Here is an 18,433-nt window from a genome sequence, read left to right on the forward strand (position 1 = left end):
GCAAGCTGTCCGACCTGCAAGGAAAGAGCGTCCTCGTCACCGGCGCGGCACGCGGGATCGGCGCAGCGATCGCCTGCCGGGTCGTCGAGGCCGGGGGACGCGTCCTCGTCACCGACGTGCTGGAGGAGGAGGGCCGCGCCCTCGCCGACGAGTTCGGGCGGGAGGCCGCCCGCTTCGTGACCCACGACGTCACCGACGAGCAGAGCTGGCGTGCCGCCGCCGACCACGCAGTCGCCGCCTTCGGCCGGCTGAACGGTCTGGTCAACAACGCGGGGATCTCCGGTGGTTCGAGCCCGGTGGAAGATCAGTCGGTCGCCGAGTTCAGGCGGGTGCTCGACATCAACCTGGTCGGCGTCTTCATCGGGATGCGCACCGTCGTCCCGGCGCTGAAGGCGCAGGGCGGCGGCGCGATCGTCAACATCTCCTCCGCTGCCGGACTGATGGGGCTGGCTCTCACCGCCGGGTACGGGGCCTCGAAGTGGGGCGTGCGCGGGCTGACCAAGGTCGCGGCGGTGGAGCTCGGCCCGGCCAGGGTGCGGGTCAACTCGATCCATCCGGGCATGGTCTACAGCCCGATGACCGCGCACCTCGGCATCCAGCACGGCGAGGGCGGCTACCCGGGTACCCCGATGGCCCGCGTCGGCGAGCCCTGGGAGATCGCCGAGGCCGTCGCCTGGCTGCTCTCCGACGCGGCGTCCTACGTCACCGGCGCCGAACTCGCCGTCGACGGTGGCTGGACGGCGGGCCCGCCGCTCCAGCGCCTGCTCGGCGGCTGAGGCTCGGCGTCCACGAGGACGCGGGTCAGACCGGCAGCTCCCCTTCCGCCGCTTCTGATCCCACGGCTGCTGATCCCGCGGCCTCGCCCGGCGCGGCCGGGACGGACAGGACCATGGTCAGGCCGCCCCCGGGGGTGTCCTCGGGCGTGAGCGTGCCGCCCATCGCCTCGGTAAGGCCACGGGCCAGCGCCAGGCCGAGCCCGACGCCGGTGGCGTTGTCGTTGTCGCCCAGCCGCTGGAAGGGCTGGAAGATCCGGTCGCGGTCGGCCTCGGGCAGGCCGGGACCCCGGTCCACGACGCGCAGTTCGACCCGCTCGCCCAGCGTGCTCGCGCTGAGCAGCACGGGCTGCCCGGAAGCGTGCCGCAGTGCGTTGGCCACCAGGTTGGCGATGACCCGCTCCAGCAGCGGGCCGTCGACGACGACGGCCGGGGTCGTCGCCAGGCCCTGCGTCGCCACGGCCACGTCCGCGCCGTCCGTCAGCGAAGTGAGCGAGTCGAGCGCGGTCGCGACCACGTCCTCCAGCGGCGCCGGCTGGAGGTGCAGCGAGAGAGCGCCCGCTTGGAGGCGACTCATGTCGAGCAGGTTCTCGACCAGCCGGGTCAGCTTCTCCAGCGAGACCTCTGCGGTGGCGAGGAGTTCGCGCTGGTCCTCTCGGCTGAACTCGACGTCCTCGCTGCGCAGCGACGAAACCGAGGCCAGCGCCACCGCCAGCGGCGTGCGCAGGTCGTGGCTGACGGCGGCGAGCAGGGCGGTGCGGAGCCGGTCGGCGGCCTTGACCGGCTCGACCTCGGCCGCCGCCTCCGCCAGCCGGGTCCGCTCCAGCGCGACGGCGACGTGGGCGGCGAACGCGGCCAGCACGCGCCGGTCCGAGGCGGGCAGCGGTCGGCCGCGCAGCACCAGCGAGGCGTCGGTGCCGACCGGCACCACCTCCGCTCCGGCCTCGGCGGCCAACTCCTCCGGCTCGACGACGCGTTCCACCAGCTCGACCCGGTCCATCGCGAAGGTCTCGCGCAGTCGGGCCAGCAGCGAGGGGACGGCCTGGTTCCCGCGCAGCACGCTGCCCGCGAGCGCGGAGAGCGTCTCGGCCTCGGCGGTGGCGCGGGCGGCGCGGCCGGAGAGCTTGGTCGCGGTGTCGACGATCCCGGCCACCACGATCGCGACGATCGCGAACACCGCCAGAGCCAGCACGTTGTTGGGCGCGGCGATGGTGAACAGATGGATGGGCGGGATGAAGTAGTAATTCAGCAGCAGCGAGGCGACGAGGGAGGCGACCAGCGCGGACGTGATGCCGCCCAGCAGGGAGATGCCGACCACCAGGGCCAGGTACAGCAGCGCGTCGCTGGTGAGGTTGATGGCGTCGCGGGTCTGGGTCAGGACGAGGGTCAGCAGCGGGGGCAGCACGAGACCGAGGAGCAGACCGGTGATGCGGCGTCCGGGCCTGCGCAGGCGACCGGAAGCGGGGAGGCCGCGTCCGCGACCGGCCTGCTCGTGGGTGACCATGTGGACGTCGATGTCGCCGGAGAGTTCGACCGTCGTCTCGCCGATGCCGCGCCCGGCCGTGAGTGCGCGGCGCAGCGTGCCGCGTCGGCTGGTGCCGAGGACGAGCTGGGTGGTGTTCTCCGCGCGGGCGAAGTCGAGGAGTGCGCGCGGGATGTTGTCGCCGACGACGGAGTGGTAGCTGCCGCCGAGCGATTCGACGAGGTGGCGTTGGGCGGCGAGTGCGGCGGGGTTGGCGTCGGCGAGGCCGTCGCTGCGGGCGACGTGGACGGCGAGGAGAGCGTCGCTACCCGCCCGGTCGGCGATGCGGGCGGCGCGGCGGATCAGCGTCTCGCCCTCGGGACCGCCGGTCAACGCGACGACGACGCGCTCGCGGGTCTCCCAGACCTTCGAGATGTCGTGCTCGGCGCGGTAGCGCTGCAGGCCTTCGTCGACGCGGCCGGCGAGCCAGAGCAGGGCGAGTTCGCGCAGCGCGGTGAGGTTGCCGACGCGGAAGTAGTTCGACAGTGCCGCGTCGACCTTCTCGGCGGCGTAGACGTTGCCGTGGGCCATGCGGCGGCGCAGGCCCTCGGGGGCCATGTCGACCAGTTCGATCTGGTCGGCGCGGCGGACCACCTCGTCGGGGACGGTCTCGCGCTGCGGCACGCCGGTGATCTTCTGGACGACGTCGTTCAGCGACTCCAGATGCTGGACGTTGACCGTCGTCAGCACGTCGATCCCGGCGTCCAGCAGCTCCTGCACGTCCTGCCAGCGCTTTGCATGACGGCCGCCGGGGACGTTGGTGTGCGCGAGCTCGTCGACCAGCGCGACCTCCGGGCGGCGCGCGAGCACCGCGTCGACGTCGAGCTCAGTGAACCGACCGCCCCGATACGCACGCTCGGTTCGCGGCAGGACTTCCAGACCCTCCAGCAGCTCCTCGGTGCGTGGCCGCTCGTGGCACTCGACGAACGCGACGGCCACGTCCTGGCCACGCTCCAGCCGCCGTCGGCCCTCGTCGAGCATCTTGTAGGTCTTGCCGACGCCCGGCGCCGAACCGAGGAACACCTTGAGCCTTCCCCGACCCGAACCGGCGGTTCCCGCCATCGCTGCCTTACCTCCTCGCTGCGCCCAGCGTACGGTCCGGGGCGTATTTCTCGACGAGCGCCTCGACGAGCGCCTCGACGAGCGCCTCGACGACGGCCGCCGCCGAGTCCGGTTCGGGACCTTCGCGCCGGGACGGAGGGTCTTCCGTCGATCCTGAGGTGAACAGTGCATAGATCCCGTTAAAACAGATGCGAAGTTGGCCAGAGAGCGGGTAATGTGAAGGCATACGGGCCGCCAGGGCCTGTGATTCACGGAAAGAACCGATACGCCATGTCCGAGACCGCCACAGCAGCAGTGACCGCCCGCGTCATCGTCGGTGTCCGCGACTCCGCGAAGGGCCGCGCCCAGCTGCGCCGCGCCGCGGCGGAGGCCCGTCGGCAGCACGCGGTTCTCGTACCGGTCCTCGCCTGGTCCCCGGCCGGCGGCGAGCTGCTCTACCGCACGCGGCCCTGCCCCGAGCTGGCCCACGAGTGGGAGCAGCGCGCCTGCGCGAAGCTGGACGACGTCGTCGCGGAGGCGCTGAGCGCGGAGGTCGCGCCGGTCACGGTCCAGCCGGTCGCCGTCCGCGCGGAGTCCCTGGCGGAGGCCGTCGACGCCACAGCGAGCGCATCGGACGAAATCTTCGCCCCGACCGAGCAGCCCAGCGTCCTCACCCGCCTCGGCATCTACCGCCACGCCCGCGGCCGCGGCGTCGCCCTGGCGCACTGACAGCAACCATGAGAGGCGCGGGGAACTGCGCGAGAAACCACCCTGCGCGGATGGCCCTGCTCGTTCGGGGACACACCACCCCAGTGGCTTGTCGCGCACGCAGTTCATCGAGCAGAGCCTCGCGCCCCCGACGGCTTACGCCGTCTCCAACGTGAACCGTCCGTCGTCGCGGTCGTACTCGTAGAGCTCCGCGTAGCGCCCCCAGTCGATCGCCGTCTCCAGCTGGCTGCGCGCCTCCTCGTTCGAGAAGCCCCGGCGCAGCAGGTCCAGGAAGAAGCCCTCGCGGAGCGTGTGATCGTCCGTCGCCGTCAGGGACGAGACGATCGTCCGGACCAGCGGCGCGTTCCGCTCCGCATAGCTCGCGAACAACTGCTTGCTGGTCAGGATGTCCGCCGCGGAGAACTCGCGGCCCGCGTCCGTCACCGCGATCCGCGGACCGGTCGTGCGCGCAAGGCCCAGCATGGTGACCGCGTCGACCAGCGGGAGCAGGTCGTCCACCTCGAAGCTCAGCTCGTCGGCGATCTCCGCCAGGCCGTCCTCGCCGCCGCGCGCGATGAGGATCTCCAGCAGACCGGCCATCCCGCCCACGCTCACATCCGGCAGCGGCGCGCTCGTCGGCGAGGCCGGCGGCGCCGGCCGCTGCGCCGCCGAGGGCGCGGCGGGTGGTTCGTCACGGCCGGTGAGGATGCCGTAGACGGTGTCGACCAGCTCCTCGAAGCCGGCTGTCTGCCGGTCCCTCGGCCGCACCAGGGAGACCGTCAGCTCCGCCTTGATCCGGCCGGGGTTCGAGGAGAGCACCAGGATCCGGTCCGCGAGGAGCACCGCCTCCTCGATGTTGTGCGTGACGATGAGGATCGACTTCACCGGGGCCTCGTGCCCCTCCCACAGGCCGACCAGTTCGCCTCGCAGGTTCTCCGCCGTCAGCACGTCCAGCGCGGAGAAGGGCTCGTCCATGAAGAGCGCGTCCGGCTCGACGACCAGTGCCCGTGCGAAGCCGACCCGCTGCCGCATGCCGCCGCTCAGCTCCTTCGGGTAGGCGCCCTCGAAGCCGTCCAGTCCGATCAGGTCGATCGCCTTGAGTGCCCGCTCCGACCGCTCCTCCTCCCCCACCCCCCGCGCCTGAAGGCTCAGCTCCACGTTCTGTTGCACCGTCAGCCACGGCAGCAGGGCGAAGGACTGGAAGACCATCGCCACGCCCGGGTTGGCCCCGTTCAGCACATCGCCCCGGTAGCGGACGGTGCCCTGCGAGGGGGAGATCAGTCCGGCCAGGCAGCGCAGCAGCGTCGACTTGCCCGAACCCGACTTGCCCAGCAGGGCCACGATCTCGCCCTCGACCAGCGTCAGCCCGACTCCCTCCAGCACCGGCAGGGCTCGCCCGTCCGGCGTGGTGAAGGTCTTGGTGACGTCCTCGGCGTCGACGATGACGGTTCGGTCCATCGAGCAGAGCCCTCTCTGTGTGATCAGTGACTCAGAGCGCGTAGCGGGTCTCGGCCAGGCGGTACAGGCGTCGCCACAGCAGCCGGTTCAGGGCGACGACGTAGATGCTCATGACGCTGATGCCGACCAGGATCTTCGGGAAGTCGCCGGCTCCCGTCGCCTCCGCGATGTACGAGCCGAGGCCGGTGGCCTCCAGGTGGTGGTTGCCGTAGGAGACGACCTCGGCGACGATCGAGGCGTTCCACGCGCCGCCCGCCGCGGTGATCCCGCCGGTGACGTAGTAGGGGAAGATCGCCGGCAGGACGAAGGACTTCCAGCGCAGCCAGCCGCCGACGCGGAAGCCGGTCATCGCCTCGCGCAGGTCCGACGGGATGGCCGAGGCCCCGGCGATGACGTTGAAGAGGATGTACCACTGCGCGCCCAGCGCCATCAGCAGGATCGCGCCGATGTTGAGCGAGATCCCGAGCGCGACGAAGGCCGCCGTGGCGAAGGGGAAGATGAAGTTGGCCGGGAAGCTGGCCAGCACCTGGACGATGGGCTGGGCGAAGCGGGTCACCTTGGGGTCCATCCCGATCCAGACCCCGATCGGCACCCAGATCACCGTGGCGAACGCCAGCAGCACCAGCACCCGCCCGAAGGTCGCCCCGCCGAGCGCGAGGGCGTGCCCGAACTCGGCCAACCCGACCGTCGACTGCACGTAGCGCAGCGCCTGCCAGGCGCCCCAGACCACCAGCGCGGTGACCACGCCCGCCAAGAAGACGTCCCCGGTCCGCTCGCGCGCGACGGGCCGCGCCAGCGGGTGCTCGGCCAGCCCGAAGGGCCGCGCCGCCCGGTCGAGCGCGCGGCCGACCGGCTTCAGTGGCCGCCCGATCAGGCTCGGCACGCTGCTGCGCCGCAGCAGGTCCAGCACCACGCTACGCGGACGCTCGGCGGATTCGGACTCCTCCACCCGGAACCGCTCGGACCAGGCGGTCATCGGCCGCCAGAAGAGCACGTTGACGCCGATCACCATGACGATCATGACGCCGATGGCGATGCCGACCTCGCCGAGGCTGCCCTTGCTGATCGCCGCGGCCGCGTAGGAGCCGATGCCGGGCAGGGCGTAGTGCTGGTTGAGCACGCTGATCGACTCGGACGCGGCCAGGAAGAACCAGGCCCCGCCGAAGCTCATCATCCCGTTCCAGATCAGCGGGATCATGCCGCTGGGCACGTCCAGTCGCCAGAAGCGCTGCCACTTGGTCAGCCGCATCACCCGCGCCGCCTCGTCCAGCTCACGCGGCTGGGAGACCAGCGCGTAGTAGAAGGCGAAGGTCATGTTCCAGGCCATCGCGGTGAAGATGGCGAACACCGAGGCGCACTCCAGCCCGAGCTCCGAGCCGGGGAAAAGGTTGATGAACGCGGTGACCGTGACCGAGAGGAAGCCCAGCACCGGCACGGACTGCAGGATGTCCAGGATCGGCAGCAGCACCTTCTCCGTCCGCCGCAAGCGGGCGGCAGCGGTGGCGTAGACGAAGGTGAAGAGGACGGAGGCGACGAGCGCCGCGAACATCCGCAGCAGCGAACGGACCGCGTAATACGGCAGATTCGCCGGGTCGGTGGACACCTGGGACGGCGCGGTACTCGGCAGGAACGGGGCGTTCAGCCCCGGCGCGAGCCGCAGCAGCCCGTAGAGCAGAGCCACCAGCGCGGCGGCGACGATCAGGTCCACCCAGCGCGTGCCGACGCGCCGCCAGGCGCCGGAACCCGGCTCACCCCCGGTCGACGGGAACCCTCCCTCACCCGCCACCTGCGCTCCTCCGCCGCGGAATCCTGCCTCCGCAGCCACTCAAACAGCCGCACGGTCCGCCCGCCGCCCGACACGGACGAACGGGTGACGGCGGGCGAGCGGGTGAAGGCGGGCGAGCGGGTGACGGGGGCTGCTCGGTGCGGAGCGGGTGACGGGCGGCTCGGTGCGGAGTGGGCGGCGCGTCAGCGGAACTCGCGCAGGCGGGGCCGGGCGCCGACGCCGACGAGGACGGCGACGAGGACCGCGCCGCCGGCGAGCAGCCACAGCTCGGAGCCGGCCCGCTGCGCGCCGACCTTCGCCGCGCTCTCGTACGCGTTCTCGTTGATCGCGATCAGCGACTGCAGCGCGGCGTCGTGGGCGTTGAAGTCCGCATTGGAGCCGCCCGGGGCGAGGCTGGTGCAGTAGGCGATCGCCTCTTCCAGCTTCCCGGCCGAGACCAGGGCGCGGATCTTGCGGTCGTCCAGCTGGTACGCCTGGTAGGCGAGCAGAGTCTTCTCGGCGGCCGCGCGTTCGCCGCCGAAGGTGATGTTGCGGAACTCGTCACCGTAGAAGCCGGTGAAATGTATCTGCGTGCGGTCCTGCTGGTACGCGGCGATGCTCTGGGCCAGGGCGCTGTCGTAGCCGGACAGGCTGACGCCCTGCAGCTTCAGGATCTGGTCCGAGTCCGTCTGGAAGGCCGACTCGTACGCGGGCCGCTGGGCCGCGTCCAGCACGTAGCGGCTCTCCGCGGCGTTCGAGTCGTAGACGACCGCGCGGGCGTGGGTGAGCGCCACCACGGAGTCGAAGGCGTCCTTGCGCGCCGTCTTCAGGTCCTGCCCCTCGCCGGAGAGGAAGGAACCCGCCATGCCCAGCAGCGCGACGGTCAGCAGCGTCGCCGCCGCCAGCGCCGGGTTGACGATCCGCCGGAACCGCAGCGCGAGCCAGACCTGGAGGCCGACCAGCGCGATCAGCGCTCCGCCGCCGAGCAGCAGCAGCCAGGTCCCCGCGGTGCCGAGGGCGGCGCGCTCGGAGGTGTAGCTCTGCTCGAAGGCGCCGTCGTTCGCCTTGAGCAGCTGTTCGGCGGAGGGCAGCAGTTGCTGGCGCATCAGGTCGGTCGCCTGGCGGTAGTCGGCCAGCGCGGACGGGTCCGGAGCGCCGGCCGCCGCGTGGGCGTGGGAGTTCAGCTCCAGGGCGCGACCGGCCAGGTCCTGGTAGCTGCCCATATCGTCGAGGACGCGGGCGAGCGCGGCCTGCGCCTCGGTGTTGCCGGCGGCGTCGAGGGTGGCCTGTTGGAGGTCGTGGTCGGCGGTGGCGCGGTCCTGGGTGTACTGCTGCCTGGCGGTGGCGAGGTTCCGCGTCAGCTTCGGGTCGTTGCCGAACATCAGCTGGTTCGCGGCCTGGGCGTCGAGGTCCGTCAGTGCCTGGTAGAGGCCGCCCGCGTCGGTGACCTGCGGCGCCTGGTGCCGGGTGATGACGTCCCAGTTGCTCTGCGCGCCGGTGACCGCGCCGGTCAGCACCGCGCCGAGCAGCAACGCCAGCAGCGCGCAGCCCGCTGTCGCCCAGCGCACCCGCGCCGGGACGGTGAGTGGCCCGTGCGGGAGGACTGCCCGGATCCGGCCGCGGAACAGACCGGCGGACGTGATCCGCGTCGACGGTCCGCCGCGGTCGGGCCCGTGTCCCCTTCCCCCTGTTCCGCCTGTTCCCCCTGCTTCCCCCGACTCGGCGGCCGTGTGCTTCGCTGCCGTGCGCGCCGCTGCCCGAGCCCGTTCCCCGACCGTAGTCATCCCCGCTGACGCCTTCTTCCCGATGCGGCCTCTCGACCTCGGGGCTCACTCTCCTGCGAGACGGCAGCACGCAGCGGCGTCCTAACGCTCTCTTAGCGTGCGAACGCCGCTTCTTGACGACTTGTTGGCACCGATGCCGAAGCGGAGGCGATCAGGCGGGCGGATGCCTCAGGCGAGGACGCTCTCCGGCATCGGCAGCCGGCGGCCGTTGCTGAGCAGGGTGCAGACGGGGGCGTGCGGCCGGTGCCCGCCATGGTGCGGGTGGTCGACCCGGACGCTGAGCGGGGTCGGCGGATCTCCGGGCAGCTCGGCCTCCAGCACCGTGGTGCCGGTGCCGCGCTGGTGGTGGTACCCAACCTCCTTGCCGTCGACCAGGAGGATCATGTCCTCGGTGCGCCAGCTGAAGCCGGTGCGCAGGTCGAGCGAGACGGAGTGGCCGTCGAGGTCGAGATGGTAGTGGTGGCGAGTGCTCATCCTGGACTCCTGGGACTCCCGGGACTCATGGCCTCCGAAGAAGGTCCCCCCTCAGCTTCCACGATAGCCGCGAATCAAGATCGCTGAATGTTTCACGTGAAGCATTTAGCGATCATGAAATCCCCGCTCTTCCCCCGACTGCCGGCTCAGCTTTCGCGGCGGTGCCGCCGCCAGAGCCAGGTTCCCACCGCGGCGAGCACGATCACCGCGATCACCACCGCCAGGACCTGTCCGACCTGCGCCTCGACCCGCTTGTACGCCTGCCCGGCGAAGTACCCCAGCAGCGTGAAGCCGATCCCCCAGCAGAGCCCGCCCATCGCGTTGAACAGCAGGAACCTGCGGTAGGGCATGTGCGAGATACCGGCCAGCGCGGGCATCACCGCCCGGAAGAAGGCGATGAAGCGCCCGAAGAAGACAGCAGCGGCGCCACGGTCACGGATCATGTCCTGCGCCTTGCCCAGCCGCTCCCGGTGCCGACGCAGCGGCCTGATCTCAAGGATCCGGTCGCCGAAATGGTGTCCGATCTCGTAGCCGACGCTGTCCCCGGCGATCGCCGCGCACACCACGACCGCCAGCATGATCCCGATGGAGACGTGCCCCTGGTTCGCCAGCACCCCGCCCAGGACCGCGGCGGTCTCGCCCGGCAGCACGAAGCCGACGAAAATCGCGTCCTCGCAGAAGACCAGCGCCCCGACGACCGCGTACACGACGGGCCCGGAGAGGCTCGCAAGCCAGTTGGTGATCGTTCCCATGCCCCCCAGTCTGCGCGCAGCCGCGTCCCGCCGGGGTAAGGCGCGGCAACCGGCCGTCGTACGCGTCCGACTAGGCTGACCTTGATCAACAGGATCACGAACGGGAACGCGAACAGGAACGCGAACGGGAACGGGAAGTCGGACGGAGCGGGGGCGGAGATGCGGATCTTTCTGGCAGGCGCGGGCGGCGCGATCGGTCGGCGTCTGGTGCCGCTCCTGCTGGAGGGCGGGCACCACGTCGTCGGGACCGCGCGGGCCGAGGAGGGCGTCACGCGGCTGCGCGCGCTGGGCATCGAGGCGGTCCGCGTCGACGCGCTGGATGCCGACGCCCTGCGGCGGGCCGTCCGTGACGCCGCGCCGGACGCGCTGCTGCACCAGCTGACCGACCTCTCCGGGGCCGACGGCGCGGCCAACGGCCGGCTGCGCCGCGAGGGCACCCGCAATCTGATCGACGCCGCCCGCGCCGTCGGCGTGAGCCGAATCGTCAGTCAGTCGATTTCCTGGGCCTACGTCGGCGGGACCGCACCGGCAGGCGAGGACGAGCCGCTGGACCTGGACGCGCCGCTGCCGCGCGGCGGGATGGTCGGCGCGATCGCCACGCTGGAGCGGATCTCGGGCGAGCTGCCGGAGGCGGTGGTCCTGCGCAACGGGCTGCTCTACGGCCCCGGGACCTGGTACGCACCGGACGGACCCGTCGCGGCCGCGCTCCGGGGAGAGCCGGCCGGACCGTTCCTGGCGAGCCTGACCGCGAACGCGGCCGTCAGCTCCTTCGTCCACGTCGACGACGCGGCGGCCGCCGTCGTCGCGGCACTGGACTGGCCCGCCGGACCCGTCAACATCGTCGACGACGAACCCGCCGCCGCCCGCGACTGGCTACCCGTTCTCGCCGCGACGGTCGGCGCTCCGGCGCCCTCCCCGTCGGACGCCTCTTCGGATGCCCCGGCGGCACTCTGGGAGCGCGGCGCGAGCAACACGCTCGCCCGGAGCCGCGGCTGGGGGCCGCGCCGGGCGTCCTGGCGGACCGGCTTAATGATCAACCCAGCGTGACCTGACGTTCGTTCACGTATCAACCTTCGGGGCTGCCCGCACGGCTCTGACCTCTGCGAACAGCGCGATGGGTCCGTGATTCTGTCGCCGCGTCAGGTGCGTTCGCCCCGAACGCCGAACCCTCGCCCGATTCATCGTCAGCTGACGATACGTCCACTGATTGAGTGATGCCGCCGCGCCCGATCAGCGGTCCCCTGAGGGCCGCTCTGGCGTCCCATCAGAGCCGAAATGGGCCTCGCTGACTCCGTCTCACCTGTCTGACCAGCAGTTTTACCGTGACGGTCCCTCATTCGGAGCAGCCCGAAGATGCGCGCTCCGGCAACTCGGGATGTTGTTGGGAACGTGACCGGTCGCCCCCCGTCGGTCACCACGCTCCGGAGGAGGTCCGGTGGCGTGCCAGGCGTGCCTGGACCCTCCGGGGGGTCACATGAAGAAGGAGTTCCTCATGCGTGTTCGTCGTCTCGCTGCCGTCACCGCTCTCACGGGTGCGGCGCTGGCGGTCTCCGTGCCGCTGGCGTCCGCCGTCGAGGGGGGAGTCGTGGTGGTCACCCCCGGTAGCGCGGCCCCCGGCCAGACCGTCAAGATCGGTGCGACCGGCTGCATCACCACCAGCTCCACCGCGATAGCCAGGGCCTACTCGAACGCGTTCCCGACCACCGCGCTGGACGCGGTCGGCAGCGCGGGCGAGGTGGCCGGTTCGACGCAGATCTTCTCCGGCGCCAAGGCCGGCACCTACACCGTCACCGTCGTCTGTGACGTGAACAACCCGGGCGCGAAGTCGACCGGTTCGGTCACGGTCGTCACCTCCGCCACGGGCGGGGCCAAGACCGGTGACGGCGCCTCGCAGGCGTTCCCGACCTCGTCCGTCGCGGGCGGTGCCGCGTTGGCGGTCGGCAGCATCGGCGTCGGCGCCTACGCCCTGCGTCGCCGGGCCGGTGGCCGCGCCTGATCCCCGGCGCGGGCGCCCCCGCGGTGGCCGGTTCCTCTTCGGGCTGGCCACCGCGGGTTTCCTGCTGGGGGGCACCATGGTCTACCAGGCCGTCGCCAGCGCCCCCGCGCCGCCACCGCAACCGTCCTCCGTCTGGTCGACGGCCCCCGCGTCCGTCCCGGCCACCGCGTCGAACGGCTCTGTAGCTTCGAACGGCTGGGCCGCTCACGGCTCCTCGGCGAAGCCGACGCCGCCTCCGCCGACACCGATGAACCGCTCGCTGCCGGTGCGGGTCACCATGCCGCGGATCGGCATCGACGCGCCGGTCAGCCCGACCGGTCAGGCTGCCGACGGCAGCGTGATCGTCCCCGACGAGGACCACGCCCGCCAGGCCGTCTGGTTCGACGGCAGCGCGACGCCGGGTCAGGTCGGTCCGTCGGTGCTCCTGGCCCACGTCGACTCCTGGAAGCTGCCGCTGGGGAAGGCCGCGTTCTACGAGTTGGGCGCGGCCAGGCCGGGCGACGTCGTCCAGGTGACCCGTGCGGACGGAAGCGTGGCCGAGTTCCAGGTGGATTCGGCCACCGTCGTCAGCAAGAGCGGCTTTCCGACCCAGGCCGTCTACGGGCCGACCACCACCCCGCAGCTGCGGCTGATCACCTGCGGCGGCGGCTTCTCCAAGAAGGGCGGCTACGACGGCAACGTGATCGTCTACGCCCACTTCACCGGGGCCGGGAAGGCGCGCTGAGCTAAACCGAGGTGAGCCCGGCCGAGCTGAGCCGACGTAAATCAAGATCGCCAAATGTCACGCGCGTGACATTTGGCGATCTTGGTACCTGCCCCCGAGGCCCCGCTCCCCGAGCAGGGCGTCAGGTCACTTCGCGAGCGCGCTGACGAAGAGCGACGCGTCGATCGTTCCCCAGCCGCTGGCCAGGTCGTAGCCCTTGCCGGCGGCGTAGCCCTGGACCCCGGCGTAGGAGTTGTCGCCGCTCGTCACGTCGACGATGCCGTGGCCGGCCGCGCCGTGCTCGGCCAGCGCGTAGAGGCGGGGGTTGATCAGGCCGAGCCGGTGGCCCGCCTTCTGGTCGGCCAGGGCCACGATGCCGGAGAAGATCGGCGTCGCCTCACTGGTGCCGCCCACCAGACCCCAACCGGTGTTCTTGGGGTCGAAGGACTGGTAGACCCAGGCCGCACCGTTGACCGCGCCGGTCATGCTGATGTCCGGGGTGCCACGGTGGTCGCCGGTGACGCCGGCCACGCCGTTCTGGAAGGACGGGCGGGCGAAGACGCCGGACACCCCGCCGCCGCCGGCGCCGTAGCCGTCGTTCCAGACGACGTCAGGCGCGGTGCGCCGACCGCTGTCGTCGAGAGTCAGCCGGGTGCCGCCGATGGAGGTCACCAACGGGTCGGAGGAGGGCCAGGAGTTGACCTTGTAGGGGTAGAGCTTGTTGTCGAGCGTCCCGTCCGTCGCACCCGCGTCGCCCGAAGCGCCGAGAACCGTCACGCCCTTCTGGGCCGCGGCGGCGAAGGCGAAGCGCAGCTTCTGCAGCGACTGCGTGCCGTTCGTGCCGAAGCCGGGGAAGGTGTTCTCGGTGGCGCCGAAGCTCTGCGAGATGACGTCGCCCCAGTTGTGGTCGATCGCGTACTTCTCGGCGCCCATCATCTCCGGGAAGCCCTGCGTGCCCTCGGTCTCGGAGACGCCGGTCTCGATCAGGACGATCTTCGCGCCAGGGGCGATCGCGTGGGCGTACTCGACGTCCAGCGTGGTCTCGCCGGCCCAGCCGGTCTGGTCCGCGCTCTTGGGGTTGAACGGCGGAACCTTGCCCCACTTCACCACGGAGACCCGCGTGTCCGGCAGGCCGAACTGCTTGTCGAAGGTGTTCAGGTCGCGCTGGATCGTCGGCGAGCCGAAGGAGTCGACGATCAGGATCGTCCGGCCCTTGCCGGTGATGCCCGCCTTGTAGAGCGGGGCCAGGTTGTAGGCCTTGCGGTACTGGAGCGGGGTGTAGCAGCGGATCTTCTTGACGGCCAGGCAGGTGCTGGTCGGCAGCACCGCGGGCAGTCCCGACGCCAGCAGGTGGCCCGCAGCGGCCGGCACCGGCTTCGGCAGCGCGTCGGCTGCCGTCGCCCCCGAGGCGACGGCCGTGCCGGGGGCGCCCGCCGAGAAGGCCAGCAGCGCTGCGGCTCCCGCGGTGACCGCAGCGGCGGCCCGGGTGGAGCGGGAACGGACGAGGGGGCGTCCCATGGTTCTCCTCATGCTCAGCTGCGCGGGGCAGGCGGACCGACGTTCGGGCCCGGCGTGCGAAGCGCGGCGACTGCCGCGGCAATGCGCTCGATGCTCGCGTACGGTCAAGGAGGTCCACCACCCCCGAATGGCGGGTATGGCACCCCTGGACGGGGTGACATTTCTCGCGGGCCGTCCACCACCCCTGCGCCCCTGGACAGTCCCTAAGCGCTCTGCTTGCCCTGGAGATGGGCGAAGACCACGACGTTGGAGTCCCAGTGACGGTCCTTCGTCAGATTCCCGCCGCAGGTGATCAGCCGGAGCTGGGCGTCGTTCGTCTTCCCGTAGACGTGTCGGTCGGGGAAGGCGTCCTTCTTGAAGGTGTCGACCTCGTCCACCACGAAGACCGCGGTCGTGCCGTCGGCCCGGTGGACGTCGATCTCCTGGTTCTTCTTGAGCTGCTTGAGGTTGTAGAAGACGGCCTTGGCGACCTCTGCGGTGTCCATGTGCCCCGCGATGATCGCGGCGCCCTGCTCACCGGGGGTGGGACCGTCCTTGAACCAGCTCGCCTCCGTCGGCTTGTCGAACGGTGGTGTCTCCAAGGCGCCGTGAGCGTCCAGACCGATGGTGTCGAGGGAGGCGTCGACCTTGATCGACGGAATGCTGATCCGATCCGGGACCGAGGCGTTCAGCGTCGAGACCGCGGTGATCGCACCGGCGTCGTGGGATCTGGCGTCGTGGGATCCGCCGCAGCCCGCCGCGAGTCCGACGGTCAGCGCGGTGGCCACCCCCAGGACCGCCGCGCGCGCTGCGGTGCAACCCGCGCGACGGCCCTGGCGAGCGTGGTGGACGCGAACATCAGCCATTGCTGCGGCCGTCCCGACGACGGTTCGTCAGTGCGCGGCTGCCGCCGAGCATGCCGACACCGGCGAGCGCGGCGCCCGCGCCGATGGCGAGACCGGTGCCGTTGCCGCTACCGGTGCCGTTGGTCTCACCGACCGGGGCCATGCCGGTGTTGACGCTGCCCTTCGGGGTCTTGTGCTGGTTGGGGTTGACGGGGGTCGGCTTCGGCTTGGGCTTGTCCTTGTCGTGCTGCCGGCCCTCGCTGACGGTGAACTTCAGGGTGTCGATGAGGGTCTTGCCGTCGTAGGCCTTGACGCCGTAGTAGCCGAGCTTGCCGTTCTTCGAGACCGTGCCCTCGCCGTGCCAGGTGCCGTCGGCGCTGCGGTCCTGGACCAGGTGAACGGTGCCGCCGAAGGCGTCGGAGGCGACGGTGACCGGGCCCTTGGCGTTCTTGACGGTGAACCCGACTTTCTCGCCGACGGCGCCGTTCTCCTTCGACATGGTGAAGGTCGCACTCACGGGGGGCTTGGGCTTGTCGGCGGTGACGGTCAGCTGGGCGCTGGTGTCGACCTTGTGGCCGTCGATGACGGCGACGCCGCTCACGCCGTAGCCGCCGGCGTCGACCTTGGCCACGGTGGCGGTGCCGGTCCAGATGTTGCCCTTGCCGTGGTGCACGGTCACGTCGCTCAGGGCCTTGGAGGAGACGTTGACCTGGGTGGCCAGGCCACTGGTGCGGGCGGTGATCTGGATCTTCTCGCCCGCCTTGGCGGAGGAGCTCGACAGCGAGAGCTGCATCGAGCGCTGCGCGTCGGTGGACGCGGAGGCCGAGGTGGGCGCGGACGCCCCGTCGGCCGCGAAGGCGACCGTCGGAGCGGCGATCGCGGTGGATGCGGCGAGTGCGATCATCGGGACGATGAGTGCCTTGCGCATGGGTCGAACCTCCTTGCAGGACCGAGAGTTCGTCTCTCGGTGTTACGGGAGCTAGGAGGTCTCCAGCCAGACGTTCGGTTTCACCCGATTTCGGCGCTCTTGTCGGCCGGGACCAAGGTCCCAGCCGTGGTGATCAAGCCCGCCACCTCGGGAAATGTTGTGCGCTTTGATGCGTCCTTCATGCCCGACTTATACGGAATTTAGGGACCTTGGTCCCGCCTGCTTGCCCGTGTCAGCAGCGGCTCAGCTGTAGGCCAGAAGCAGGCCATCAGCGGCTCAGCTGGACTCGGCGCGCACCGCGACCACCGCGCAGACGGCCAACAGCGCAACCGCCTCGACGAGCGCGAGCCAGGGCAGCGAGGTCACGGCGTAGAGCTGACCCGAGGTGAACGTCTGCCGCACCGCGGCGTTCACCGGCGAACCGGCCAGGACCAGCAGCCCCAGTGATCCCGCCGTCAGCGCGAGCGCCCCTGCGGCCCGGCCGCGGATCGGCAGCGCGCCCAACGCGGTTCCCGCCAGCACGCCCACCAGCACCGCGACGAGCCCGTCCTGGACGATCGTCGCGATCGGCGCGTGCGGGCCGATCGGCGCCGAGCTGGTCGCCACCTCGAACGCCCCGCCCACCGCGCCGAGCAGCAGCCCGCAGCCGAGCGCGACCGCGAGCATCGCGCCCCTGGCCGTCCGCGCGCCGACCGCGGCGGCGACGACGGAACGGGCGGCGTCCGGCTCGGCGCTGGTCGCGGTCCTGGTCAGCCAGGCGCAGACCGGGACGAGCATCCCGGCGCACCAGCCGAGCGAGTCCCCGTACTGCTGACCGCCGAACCACCCCGCCACCAGCAGCAGCGCATAGAACAGCACCGGCGGCAGCCAGCGCTGCGAGCGCAGCAGCAGCGACAGCTGGTAGCGAAGCAGGGCCGAGACCCTGCCCTGCGTCACCCGCCCCCGGCCGACGGCGGAGGCGGTCATCGGACCTCCTCGACATGCACCGCCGGATCGGCCAGCACCGCCCGCAGCAGCTCATCCGAGCATTTCTGACTCACCGTCACCACAACCCGCTCGTCCTCCTCCGCACGCGCCGCCAGCACGCCGCGCAGCTGTGACAGCTCCGGCAGCGCCGACGCCGCGACGCCACGCAGCGCGATGCGCAGCGGCGGCCCCTCGCCGTCGAGGCCCGCGCCAGGTTCCGCCGCGTGCACCCGCCCGTCGGCGAAGGTCCAGTGCGCAGCGGCCCATCCGCCCAGCCGGGTCGGGTCGTGGTCCACGAAGACGACGGCCGTCCCGGCCGCCAATTGCTCCGCCACCACCTCGTCCAATGTCTGGCGCGCGGCCTGGTCCAGTCCGGTCCAGGCCTCGTCCAGCACCACCAACTCGGGCTCACCGAGCACCGCCTGGGCGACAGCGACCTTCTGGCAACTGCCCTTGGACAGCTCCCGCAGCGGCCGGTCCGCGAAGCCGGCCGCGCCGAAGCGCTCCAGCACCTCCCCCGCGCGACGCGCGGGCGCGTGCCCGCGCAGGCCGTGCAGGCGGCCCAGGTGTTCCAGATAGAGGCGCGCGCTGAACGGCAGCCCCGGCGCGAAGCGCTCGGGGACGTACGCCCGCCGGGCGTAGCCGTCGAGCACGCGGCCGCGGCTGGGACGGGTCACCCCGGCGAGGATCCGCAGCAGGGTCGACTTCCCGCTGCCGTTCCCGCCAGACGCCCGGACCAGCACCCCGGGCGGCAACTCGACGCCGACCTCCCGCACCACCCACGAACCACGCGGCCCGTACCGCTTACCCACCCCGTCAAGTCGCACGCTCGCACCCTACTGACGGCGGGATCTCGTCAGCGTAAGCGCGCGGCGCAGGCGACGGCCGCGTCATGCCCGCACCACGGGTCTGACCGGGCCCACGCGCGCGGCCCGACGCAGCGCCTCTCTGGCCCTCGCCGCGCCACGCGCAGTCGCCTCGGCCCCACCACCCACCCCGACGGATCTCGCCTCGAGGCCCGCACAGACCCGGCAGATGCCGGCTTCTGACACTGGATCAGCGCAGCGGGCGCACTCCAGCCAGCGTGGAGGCTGAGGCGCTGCGCGCTCGGGCGGGAGCTTCCGGGTCAGCAAGCCGAAGCCCTTACGGGCAGACCCTGACCGGGTGAAAATCGGGTTGGTGGCCGTCTGGCCGACGTCGTGCCGCCTTGGCGCGTTCCGA

The 18,433-nt window shown here is 71.5% G+C and carries 16 protein-coding genes; 5 read left to right on the forward strand and 11 right to left on the reverse strand.

The features are described from left to right. The first annotated feature begins 5 nt into the window (after positions 1 to 5). Positions 6 to 776: a glucose 1-dehydrogenase gene (locus tag ABIA32_RS19870; RefSeq protein ID WP_370097013.1), complete on the forward strand. Its 771-nt coding sequence runs from the start codon at positions 6 to 8 to the stop codon at positions 774 to 776. A gap of 25 nt (positions 777 to 801) precedes the next feature. On the opposite strand, the gene ABIA32_RS19875 is transcribed toward ABIA32_RS19870, so the two are convergent. Next, positions 802 to 3,357 carry an ATP-binding protein gene (locus ABIA32_RS19875; RefSeq protein WP_370096953.1) on the reverse strand — a complete coding sequence of 852 codons (2,556 nt, stop codon included), beginning with the start codon at positions 3,355 to 3,357 and terminating at the stop codon, positions 802 to 804. A gap of 270 nt (positions 3,358 to 3,627) precedes the next feature. On the opposite strand from ABIA32_RS19875, the gene ABIA32_RS19880 reads away from it, so the two are divergent. Further along, complete coding sequence (locus ABIA32_RS19880; protein WP_370096955.1) at positions 3,628 to 4,065, forward strand: hypothetical protein; 438 nt, start codon at positions 3,628 to 3,630, stop codon at positions 4,063 to 4,065. Positions 4,066 to 4,200: 135 nt separating this feature from the next. Here ABIA32_RS19880 and ABIA32_RS19885 read toward each other — a convergent pair whose 3' ends face one another. The 5 genes from ABIA32_RS19885 to ABIA32_RS19905 all read right to left on the reverse strand — a co-directional run bounded on the left by ABIA32_RS19885 (position 4,201) and on the right by ABIA32_RS19905 (position 10,277). Continuing rightward, positions 4,201 to 5,502, reverse strand: a complete 1,302-nt coding sequence (locus ABIA32_RS19885) for a nitrate/sulfonate/bicarbonate ABC transporter ATP-binding protein (protein WP_370096957.1) — start codon at positions 5,500 to 5,502, stop codon at positions 4,201 to 4,203. A gap of 31 nt (positions 5,503 to 5,533) precedes the next feature. Beyond that, positions 5,534 to 7,288 carry an ABC transporter permease gene (locus ABIA32_RS19890; protein WP_370096959.1) on the reverse strand — a complete coding sequence of 585 codons (1,755 nt, stop codon included), beginning with the start codon at positions 7,286 to 7,288 and terminating at the stop codon, positions 5,534 to 5,536. Between the two features lie 182 nt (positions 7,289 to 7,470). Beyond that, complete coding sequence (locus ABIA32_RS19895) at positions 7,471 to 8,835, reverse strand: hypothetical protein (protein ID WP_370096960.1); 1,365 nt, start codon at positions 8,833 to 8,835, stop codon at positions 7,471 to 7,473. Between the two features lie 384 nt (positions 8,836 to 9,219). Continuing rightward, entirely contained in the window at positions 9,220 to 9,525 is a 306-nt protein-coding gene (locus tag ABIA32_RS19900; RefSeq protein WP_370096962.1) for a hypothetical protein, read from the reverse strand. Between the two features lie 146 nt (positions 9,526 to 9,671). After that, the gene (locus ABIA32_RS19905; protein ID WP_370096964.1) at positions 9,672 to 10,277 is read right to left on the reverse strand and encodes a DedA family protein; all 606 of its coding nucleotides are present in this window, start codon (positions 10,275 to 10,277) and stop codon (positions 9,672 to 9,674) included. 159 nt (positions 10,278 to 10,436) lie between these two features. Between ABIA32_RS19905 and ABIA32_RS19910 the strand changes: the two genes are divergently transcribed. From ABIA32_RS19910 to ABIA32_RS19920, 3 genes are all read left to right on the forward strand, one after another. Beyond that, positions 10,437 to 11,324, forward strand: a complete 888-nt coding sequence (locus tag ABIA32_RS19910) for an NAD-dependent epimerase/dehydratase family protein (RefSeq protein WP_370096965.1) — start codon at positions 10,437 to 10,439, stop codon at positions 11,322 to 11,324. 445 nt (positions 11,325 to 11,769) lie between these two features. Continuing rightward, positions 11,770 to 12,273 (forward strand): hypothetical protein, encoded by a 504-nt coding sequence (locus ABIA32_RS19915; protein WP_370096966.1) that lies wholly within the window; start codon positions 11,770 to 11,772, stop codon positions 12,271 to 12,273. Positions 12,274 to 12,520: 247 nt separating this feature from the next. Continuing rightward, positions 12,521 to 12,997, forward strand: coding sequence for a class F sortase (locus tag ABIA32_RS19920; protein ID WP_370096968.1), 477 nt, complete (start codon positions 12,521 to 12,523; stop codon positions 12,995 to 12,997). Between the two features lie 126 nt (positions 12,998 to 13,123). Here ABIA32_RS19920 and ABIA32_RS19925 read toward each other — a convergent pair whose 3' ends face one another. From ABIA32_RS19925 to ABIA32_RS19945, 5 genes are all read right to left on the reverse strand, one after another. Beyond that, positions 13,124 to 14,494, reverse strand: coding sequence for a S8 family serine peptidase (locus ABIA32_RS19925; protein WP_370096970.1), 1,371 nt, complete (start codon positions 14,492 to 14,494; stop codon positions 13,124 to 13,126). Positions 14,495 to 14,697: 203 nt separating this feature from the next. Further along, a complete protein-coding gene (locus tag ABIA32_RS19930; RefSeq protein ID WP_370096972.1) occupies positions 14,698 to 15,339 on the reverse strand; it encodes a class F sortase in 642 nt (213 codons plus the stop codon). After that, the gene (locus tag ABIA32_RS19935; protein WP_370096974.1) at positions 15,332 to 16,246 is read right to left on the reverse strand and encodes a hypothetical protein; all 915 of its coding nucleotides are present in this window, start codon (positions 16,244 to 16,246) and stop codon (positions 15,332 to 15,334) included. Before ABIA32_RS19935 ends, ABIA32_RS19930 begins: the two co-directional genes overlap by 8 nt. 276 nt (positions 16,247 to 16,522) lie before the next feature. After that, on the reverse strand, positions 16,523 to 17,212 hold the full coding sequence (locus ABIA32_RS19940; protein ID WP_370096976.1) for a hypothetical protein: 690 nt from the start codon (positions 17,210 to 17,212) through the stop codon (positions 16,523 to 16,525). Beyond that, the gene (locus ABIA32_RS19945; protein WP_370096978.1) at positions 17,209 to 18,039 is read right to left on the reverse strand and encodes an ATP-binding cassette domain-containing protein; all 831 of its coding nucleotides are present in this window, start codon (positions 18,037 to 18,039) and stop codon (positions 17,209 to 17,211) included. Before ABIA32_RS19945 ends, ABIA32_RS19940 begins: the two co-directional genes overlap by 4 nt. Positions 18,040 to 18,433: the final 394 nt, after the last annotated feature.

Source organism: Streptacidiphilus sp. MAP12-20, assembly GCF_041262525.1.
GTDB lineage: Bacteria > Actinomycetota > Actinomycetes > Streptomycetales > Streptomycetaceae > Streptacidiphilus.

Excerpts from the sequence above, each read along its gene's own strand:
- ABIA32_RS19875 (WP_370096953.1), bottom strand. The coding sequence starts at position 3,357 with ATGGCGGGAACCGCCGGTTCGGGTCGGGGAAGGCTCAAGGTGTTCCTC.
- ABIA32_RS19880 (WP_370096955.1), top strand. The coding sequence starts at position 3,628 with ATGTCCGAGACCGCCACAGCAGCAGTGACCGCCCGCGTCATCGTCGGT.
- ABIA32_RS19885 (WP_370096957.1), bottom strand. The coding sequence starts at position 5,502 with ATGGACCGAACCGTCATCGTCGACGCCGAGGACGTCACCAAGACCTTC.
- ABIA32_RS19900 (WP_370096962.1), bottom strand. The coding sequence starts at position 9,525 with ATGAGCACTCGCCACCACTACCATCTCGACCTCGACGGCCACTCCGTC.
- ABIA32_RS19905 (WP_370096964.1), bottom strand. The coding sequence starts at position 10,277 with ATGGGAACGATCACCAACTGGCTTGCGAGCCTCTCCGGGCCCGTCGTG.
- ABIA32_RS19910 (WP_370096965.1), top strand. The coding sequence starts at position 10,437 with ATGCGGATCTTTCTGGCAGGCGCGGGCGGCGCGATCGGTCGGCGTCTG.
- ABIA32_RS19915 (WP_370096966.1), top strand. The coding sequence starts at position 11,770 with ATGCGTGTTCGTCGTCTCGCTGCCGTCACCGCTCTCACGGGTGCGGCG.
- ABIA32_RS19920 (WP_370096968.1), top strand. The coding sequence starts at position 12,521 with ATGAACCGCTCGCTGCCGGTGCGGGTCACCATGCCGCGGATCGGCATC.
- ABIA32_RS19925 (WP_370096970.1), bottom strand. The coding sequence starts at position 14,494 with ATGGGACGCCCCCTCGTCCGTTCCCGCTCCACCCGGGCCGCCGCTGCG.
- ABIA32_RS19930 (WP_370096972.1), bottom strand. The coding sequence starts at position 15,339 with ATGGCTGATGTTCGCGTCCACCACGCTCGCCAGGGCCGTCGCGCGGGT.
- ABIA32_RS19935 (WP_370096974.1), bottom strand. The coding sequence starts at position 16,246 with ATGCGCAAGGCACTCATCGTCCCGATGATCGCACTCGCCGCATCCACC.
- ABIA32_RS19940 (WP_370096976.1), bottom strand. The coding sequence starts at position 17,212 with ATGACCGCCTCCGCCGTCGGCCGGGGGCGGGTGACGCAGGGCAGGGTC.